6 protein-coding genes are annotated in these 7,225 nt (G+C 46.8%); 2 read left to right on the plus strand and 4 right to left on the minus strand.

Going from position 1 to position 7,225, the window contains the following annotated elements:
• The 3 genes from A3750_RS00195 to metG form a co-directional block, all read right to left on the minus strand.
• The coding region (locus A3750_RS00195) for an RnfABCDGE type electron transport complex subunit B (protein ID WP_156498256.1) at positions 1 to 321 on the minus strand (321 nt) is incomplete at its 3' end.
• Positions 321 to 902 (minus strand): electron transport complex subunit RsxA, encoded by a 582-nt coding sequence (rsxA, locus tag A3750_RS00200; RefSeq protein ID WP_068453819.1) that lies wholly within the window; start codon positions 900 to 902, stop codon positions 321 to 323. The genes rsxA and A3750_RS00195, both read right to left, overlap by 1 nt.
• 18 nt (positions 903 to 920) lie before the next feature.
• Positions 921 to 2,957, minus strand: a complete 2,037-nt coding sequence (gene metG, locus A3750_RS00205; protein ID WP_068465696.1) for a methionine--tRNA ligase — start codon at positions 2,955 to 2,957, stop codon at positions 921 to 923.
• Positions 2,958 to 3,208: 251 nt separating this feature from the next.
• On the opposite strand from metG, the gene apbC reads away from it, so the two are divergent.
• Complete coding sequence (gene apbC / locus A3750_RS00215; protein ID WP_068452369.1) at positions 3,209 to 4,306, plus strand: iron-sulfur cluster carrier protein ApbC; 1,098 nt, start codon at positions 3,209 to 3,211, stop codon at positions 4,304 to 4,306.
• On the opposite strand, the gene A3750_RS00220 is transcribed toward apbC, so the two are convergent.
• Positions 4,303 to 6,348 (minus strand): EAL domain-containing protein, encoded by a 2,046-nt coding sequence (locus A3750_RS00220; RefSeq protein ID WP_068452366.1) that lies wholly within the window; start codon positions 6,346 to 6,348, stop codon positions 4,303 to 4,305. The genes apbC and A3750_RS00220 overlap by 4 nt on opposite strands.
• 174 nt (positions 6,349 to 6,522) lie before the next feature.
• Here A3750_RS00220 and dcd point away from each other — a divergent pair, with 174 nt between their 5' ends.
• Positions 6,523 to 7,089, plus strand: coding sequence for a dCTP deaminase (gene dcd, locus A3750_RS00225; RefSeq protein WP_068452375.1), 567 nt, complete (start codon positions 6,523 to 6,525; stop codon positions 7,087 to 7,089).
• Positions 7,090 to 7,225: the final 136 nt, after the last annotated feature.

Here is a 7,225-nt window from a genome sequence, read left to right on the forward strand (position 1 = left end):
GACCTGCTTAGCTTTCTCTTCGCCGTGTTCGGCATCCAGGGGTTTGACCTCTACGTCGAGTAGGTCTGCCAACGCTTGAATGGTTGTCTCGCCGCCTGGGGGACATTTGTTGATATCTTCGCCGTCGGCAATGGCTTGCGCGTATGGCCTGCAACCAGGATGGCCGCATTGTCCGCATTGCGTTTGCGGGAGCAAATTGTCGATCTGATCGACAATTGGATTCCCCTCCACTCTGAAACGAATAGCCGCAAAGCCAAGTATCGCTCCAAACACGGAAGCCAATACTAGTAAGACAATAATCGCTGTGAGAGCAACTGACATCAGAATGCAACCAGTCCAGTAAAGCCCATGAACGCGAGGGACATTAAGCCTGCCGTAATCATTCCAATGGCAGAGCCTTTAAAGGGGGTTGGAACATCGGCAAACGCCAGTCGCTCGCGCATGGCGGAGAAAAGAATCAGAACCAACGAAAAGCCAATTGCCGCACCAAAACCATAAAGAATCGATTCAAAGAAATCATTCTGCTTTTTTATATTTAGCAAGGCGACACCAAGAACGGCGCAGTTTGTTGTGATCAATGGCAGAAAGATACCCAACACACGATATAGCAGAGGGCTTGTTTTGCGAACAACCAGTTCAGTGAATTGAACGACCACGGCAATCACGAGGATAAACGAGATTGTTTGCAAATATCCTAGATCAAAGGGCAGTAACAGGTACGTGTAGACAAGATAGGCGCAAACGGATGACAGCGTTAGCACAAAAGTTGTCGCGAAGGACATGCCCATGGCCGTTTCAAGCTTGTTTGATACACCCATAAATGGGCACAAGCCAAGAAATTGGACCAATACAAAGTTGTTGACCAAAATTGTACTGACCAGAATGAGTAGATACTCTGTCATGACGGTTTCCGAAAGCCCTTACATAATCCGCATGCCAGGCTGGGCGCCTGCGTGGGGTTCAAGTAGCCAGATGTCTTTTCCGCCTGGGCCTGCTGCTAATACCATGCCTTCAGACATGCCGAACTTCATTTTTCGTGGCTTGAGATTGGCCACCATAACAGTCAGCTTACCGATTAGATCTTCCGGAGAATAAGCAGATTTAATACCAGAGAAAACCTGCTTCTCGGCAAAGCCTAGATCTAAGGTTAATTTGAGCAACTTTTTCGCGCCATCCACATGCTCGGCATTTTTGATGAGGGCAACACGCAGGTCCACTTTTGCAAAATCATCAAACTCGATTTCGGCCGCAATTGCTTCGTGCTCGCTTGGTTCTGATTCAACCGTATTTTCAGGCTTCTTACCGAGCTGCTGCTCCTGTGCTACCGCTTCTTTAGACGCTTCAAGCATGGCATCGATTTTTTTCATCTCAACACGGGTCATTAGCGGCTTAAACTTGTTGATCGTATGCTTCGTCAGCACAATCTCACGAACACTCCAGTTGAGCTCGGTGTTTAAAAAGCTCTCAGCTTTACTAAGCATGGTAGGAAGAATTGGCCCAAGGTAAGTCATTAGCTGGCGGAACATATTGATGCCGTTGGAACATATCTCATGCAAGCGTTCTGCTTGTTCCGGGTCTTTTGCTACGACCCAGGGTGCTTGTTCGTCGATGTATTGATTAGCAATATCTGCCAATTCCATAATGCGGCGAACGGCTTTACCAAATTCACGCGTCTCATAGCACTTTGCTATTTGATCGCCGGCATCAACAAATTGTTGAAGTAACGCGGTATCGGGGTTGGCACAAAGCTCGCCATCAAACTTTTTAGTGATAAAGCCGGCACAGCGGCTGGCGATATTGACGACTTTGCCGACTAGATCCGAGTTAACCCGTTGCGCAAAATCCTCAAGGTTAAGATCCAGATCATCCACATTGGATGTTAGCTTGGCTGCGAAGTAGTAACGCAGATACTCAGGATCTAAATGGTCCAGATAGGTTGCCGCTTTGATAAATGTGCCGCGTGACTTCGACATTTTTTTGCCATTGACCGTAACGAAGCCGTGGGCATAAACCGCGGTTGGGGTGCGGTAATCTGCGCAATTCAGCATGGCGGGCCAGAACAGAGCATGGAAGTTAATAATGTCTTTGCCGATAAAATGATACAGCTCGGTTTTCGAGTCTTTGTTCCAGTACTCTTCGAAGTCTAGATCATCTCGCTTATCGCATAGGTTTTTAAAACTTGCCATGTAACCGATCGGAGCATCCAGCCACACATAAAAGTATTTGTTGGCGTGCCCAGGAATCTCAAAGCCGAAGTACGGCGCATCGCGCGAGATATCCCACTCCTGTAAGCCTGCATCGAGCCATTCGGCGAGTTTATTGGCGATTTGCTCTTGCAAAGTGCCGCTGCGCGTCCATTTTGCTAAAAAATCCTGGAACTCTGGAAGCTTGAAAAAGAAGTGCTCAGAGTCTTTTTCGATGGGCGTTGCCCCCGAAATTGCCGATACCGGATCAATGAGATCCATGGGTGAGTAGGTTGCTCCGCAACTCTCGCAATTATCACCGTATTGATCTTCTGTTTTACACTTGGGGCAAGTGCCTTTAATGAACCGATCAGCTAGGAACAGGTTCTTCTCAGGGTCGAAGGCTTGCGTAATGCTACGGCGGGCAATCTTTCCATTGTTATCAAGCGCAGTATAAATAGATTCTGCAAACGCTTTATTTTCTGGTGAATGCGTTGAGTAATAATTGTCGAAGCCAACGGAAAATCCGGCAAAGTCTTTTTGGTGCTCCTGATTTACTCGATCAATCAGTTGCTCGGGTGTAATACCCTCCTTCTCTGCGCGCAACATAATTGCCGTGCCATGGGCGTCATCGGCACATACATAGGTGCATTGTTCGCCACGGGACTTCTGAAAACGAACCCATATATCCGTTTGAATATATTCGAGCAGGTGTCCCAGATGAATGGGGCCATTGGCGTAGGGAAGAGCACTGGTTACCAGAATTTTGCGCACTACTTAAATCTCTCAATGTTGCGATTGGCAGTAAGAACTTAGTCGAATGGGCATTGAAACGGCAAAAGCGGCTCAACACCCTAAAATGCGGCGTTATGATACTCGTCCAAGCAATGTTTTTCATCTTTCTTCGCGTTCTATGCTTAGATTGCATGGAATGAACTTGAATTTCGGGGAATTGCCACGATTTAACCTTCAGATTCGCGTATTTAATTTTACGATTTCAAACTTTTTACTGGACTGGAGAGCGCATGAGTCAAGTGAGTGAAGCCGGGCTTCAAGAAGCAATTGCACAGTACATTGACCCTTATTTACAACAGAACTTGTACGATATGGGGGCGGTGAAATCTGTAGATGTGATAGAGAGCGCTGTGCAACTAAAGCTTGAATTGCCTTATGCCTGTTCTGGCTTGCATGGTGCCATACGACAGATTCTTGAGACGCAGCTTGAGGATTTGGATGGTGTTGACCGAGTGAGTGTCGATATTGCTCAGAAAATTGTTACTCATGAAGTTCAGAATAATCTGAAGAGTCTGAGCAATGTGAAAAACATCATTGCTGTTGCGTCGGGCAAAGGCGGAGTAGGTAAAAGTACCAGTGCCGTCAATTTGGCGTTAGCGCTGTCGCAGGAGGGCGCCCGTGTTGGCATTCTTGATGCGGATATTTATGGGCCAAGCGTTGGCATGATGCTTGGTATTCCTGCTGATGCTCGTCCTGAGACCTATGAAGATAAGGCATTCATTCCAATTGAAGCGCATGGCATTCAAGCAATGTCGATGGCCTTTTTGGTCACTGAGCAAACGCCGATGGTATGGCGAGGTCCTATGGTCAGTGGTGCACTCATGCAGCTCTTGACTCAAACTCGCTGGGACGACTTGGACTATCTAATTATTGATATGCCGCCGGGAACGGGCGATATTCAGTTGACGCTATCCCAGAAAGTTCCGGTGACGGGTTCTATTATCGTGACGACACCGCAAGATATTGCATTGATGGATTGTCAAAAAGGCATCGAAATGTTCCGTAAAGTGAACATTCCCGTATTTGGTGTCATCGAGAATATGAGCGTGCATGTTTGTAGTCAGTGCGGGCATCATGAAGCCTTGTTCGGCAATGGCGGCGGTGAACGTATCGCAAAGGCATACGATACGACCGTACTTGGTGAAATGCCCCTGCAACAGACCATTCGAGAGCATATGGATTCGGGGAGGCCAACTGTGATTGCGGAGCCTGAATCTGACGCAGCGCTGTTGTATCTGGATATCGCTAGAAAGGTGGGTGCTGATTTGTCTCAGCGTGCGAGAAATCAGCGTAATGTATTTCCTGAAATCGTGGTGTCCTCAGACTAGAGTTTTCGAACAACGCGCGGCGTTTTAAACCAGTTTTCTATAAATTCAGGGATATCTTCAATGCTCATGGGTTTGCCGTACAGGTAGCCCTGAGCGTAGTCGCAACCCAGTTGGAGAAGAACTTCTTCTTGTCTTCGGGATTCGACACCCTCTGCAAGAATCTCGATATTCAAGCTGTCTGCCAGAGTCACAATACTCTGAACGAGAGCACGATCTGAGCTGTGATTAATGATCTCATGAACGAACAGGCGGTCAATTTTTACCTTGGACAGGATATGGCTGAATTTCTTGATATAGCCGAGTGACGAGTAGCCGGTACCGAAGTCATCAATACTGAAACTCAAACCTAGTTTGAGCATTTCTTCGATGCCTTGTAATACGGCTTGGTCGTAGTTGAGTACGAGCCTCTCCGTCACTTCTAATTCAACCCACTCAAGATCACCATGCGTAGGCAATTGTTCTTTAACCCATGGCATAAACTGGCGGTGATGAAAGTTGGTCGGGCTAAAGTTGACGGAGAGCGTAAACGGTTGATCAAATTGCTCGCGCCAAATCTTCACGCGTTTGGCAGCGGTTTTTAATACCCACTGATCAAGAGAGAAAACGAGCCCTGTTTGCTCAGCAATAGGGATAAACAAGTCAGGTCGAACTTTCCCTAGGTCTTTGTCTTCCCAGCGAAGAAGCGCCTCGAAACCACTAATCGACATGTCGCGTAAATTGATCAGCGGTTGGTAATGAATTCGAAGAGCTTCCTCCTCTAACGCCGTTTGCAGCTTGTTCTTGATGGTGTTTTTAAGCATGACATCTTGCAGCATGCTTTGTTCGAAGAAGGAAAACGTATTTCGACCGTTTTCTTTTGCCTTATACATGGCGGTATCGGCTTTACGAATTAGCTCTTCAGTCGTCGTTCCGTGGTCGGGGAAGAAGACAATTCCAAGGCTGCAGCCTAATTGTAATTGCGCATCGTTATGCGCAAAATTTTCTCTAAATGAGCGAATAATGGTTTCGGCCATTGCTTCCGCTTCTTGCTTGCTGTCACAAGAGCAGGCTGCAATAAATTCGTCTCCACCAAAGCGGGCGACATACCCTTTTTTATTACTCGCGACGATTTCTTTCAGACGTTTGGCACTTGCTTGAAGGACGCGATCACCAACACTGTGGCCAAGGCTGTCATTCACTTCTTTAAAACCATCAAGGTCAATGAAGAAGATGACCAGGCGTTCTGAAGCCGTTTGACGGCTTATGAATTCCATCTCTTGAGTTAGGTGGCGATCAATATGTCGACGATTGGGTAGCAGCGTCAGAGCATCGTTATTTGCTTGATACTCAAGCTGATTCTCATAGGACTCGCGCGCTTGTTTAAAATCAATCGCATCTTTTTGAGCTTCATTGAGTGCTTCAACAAGGTCCGTTAGCTCATCATTAATTGGGGGCCTTTTCAGCACGATCGGCTGATAGGACTTAGTCGACATGCGCTCTGGGTCACCGGTTGCCATACTAATGACGGAAAGGTGGTCCGTGACGAGTCGCTGAACAATAATTTGCAGGAAGCAGCCAAACAAGCCAATAAAAATAGCGGCGCTGATGCCAAGCAATTTTACGCGGTCGATAAAATCTTCGTCGAGATAGGTGTCGTTAATCTGTATCTGAAGTGAACCGAGTATTTGATCGTCATATATAAGTTGTTCTGAGAAGTCTGCGGGTGGCTGAAAATTACCGAGCTGCTTGCTGACGCCGCTTTCATCAACCAGGCTTAGACCTTCTATAGAGGGAGAACGAGCGAGGCCGTCTAGGAGAATCTGGGCACTTTCTTCATCAACATTCCACAAACTACGCTCAAGCTGGTTCTTAATTGTACGAACGGTTTCTTGGCTATCCCTTTCAACCTGCTCGGTATATTTGATGTGTTCGTATTCAATGAGTGCAATTGAAACAGCAAGCGTAAAAACTAAGCCTATGGATATGAAATACCAGGCTAACCGATCACCGAGTCTTTGTGGCCGCAAAAAACCCAGCTTGTTCTGTGTTGTTTTTTTCTTCATTGAAATCGTCTACTGCTGCATGCATTGACGCCGATCGATTACATCCTGCTCGACTTTGATCTTAATTATTGCCTTGTTTTGCGATAACTTCCACTTTGTTGCTCGTGATGTTGCTTTTTTCTGCGCTGCAGGAGCGGTATGATTGCGCCCGAAACGAAATTTAGGGTGCAGAAAATGTCGATAAAATCAGATAAGTGGATTCGGCGCATGGCCGAAAATGAGGGAATGATCGAGCCGTTTGAGCCAGGTCAGGTTCGCGAGGGCGATAGTGGCCGTATCATTTCATATGGTACGTCAAGCTATGGATACGACGTTCGATGCTCGAGCGAGTTCAAGATTTTTACCAACGTTCACTCTGCCACGGTTGATCCAAAAAACTTCGATGAGAGCAGCTTTGTCGATATTGATAGCGATGTTTGCATCATACCGCCTAACTCATTTGCGTTAGCCAGAACAGTCGAGTACTTTCGAATTCCCCGAAGTGTTCTGACTGTTTGTTTGGGTAAATCTACTTACGCCCGCTGCGGTATTATCGTCAACGTCACACCGCTAGAGCCAGAATGGGAAGGTCATGTGACGCTAGAGTTTTCAAATACAACCAATCTTCCTGCCAAGATCTATGCGAACGAAGGCGTTGCTCAGATGCTGTTTTTTGAGTCGGATGAGGTTTGCGAAACAAGCTATCGTGACCGGGGTGGGAAATATCAGGGGCAGGTTGGCGTTACGTTGCCGAAAACCTAAGCCCACTGCCAGAGTAAAAAAGCGACTTAAAGGTCGCTTTTTTTATGCCTTTATTTATCCGTCTTGGGTTAGGCCTTTTCAAGTGCCTGATCAATATCGGCAATAATGCTCTCATCGAAGTTTTTTGGATCAACCG

Source organism: Oleiphilus sp. HI0079 (assembly GCF_001635105.1).

Coding starts and splice junctions, on each gene's coding strand:
- apbC (WP_068452369.1), top strand. CDS start 3,209: ATGAGTCAAGTGAGTGAAGCCGGGCTTCAAGAAGCAATTGCACAGTAC.
- A3750_RS00220 (WP_068452366.1), bottom strand. CDS start 6,348: ATGAAGAAAAAAACAACACAGAACAAGCTGGGTTTTTTGCGGCCACAA.
- rsxA (WP_068453819.1), bottom strand. CDS start 902: ATGACAGAGTATCTACTCATTCTGGTCAGTACAATTTTGGTCAACAAC.
- dcd (WP_068452375.1), top strand. CDS start 6,523: ATGTCGATAAAATCAGATAAGTGGATTCGGCGCATGGCCGAAAATGAG.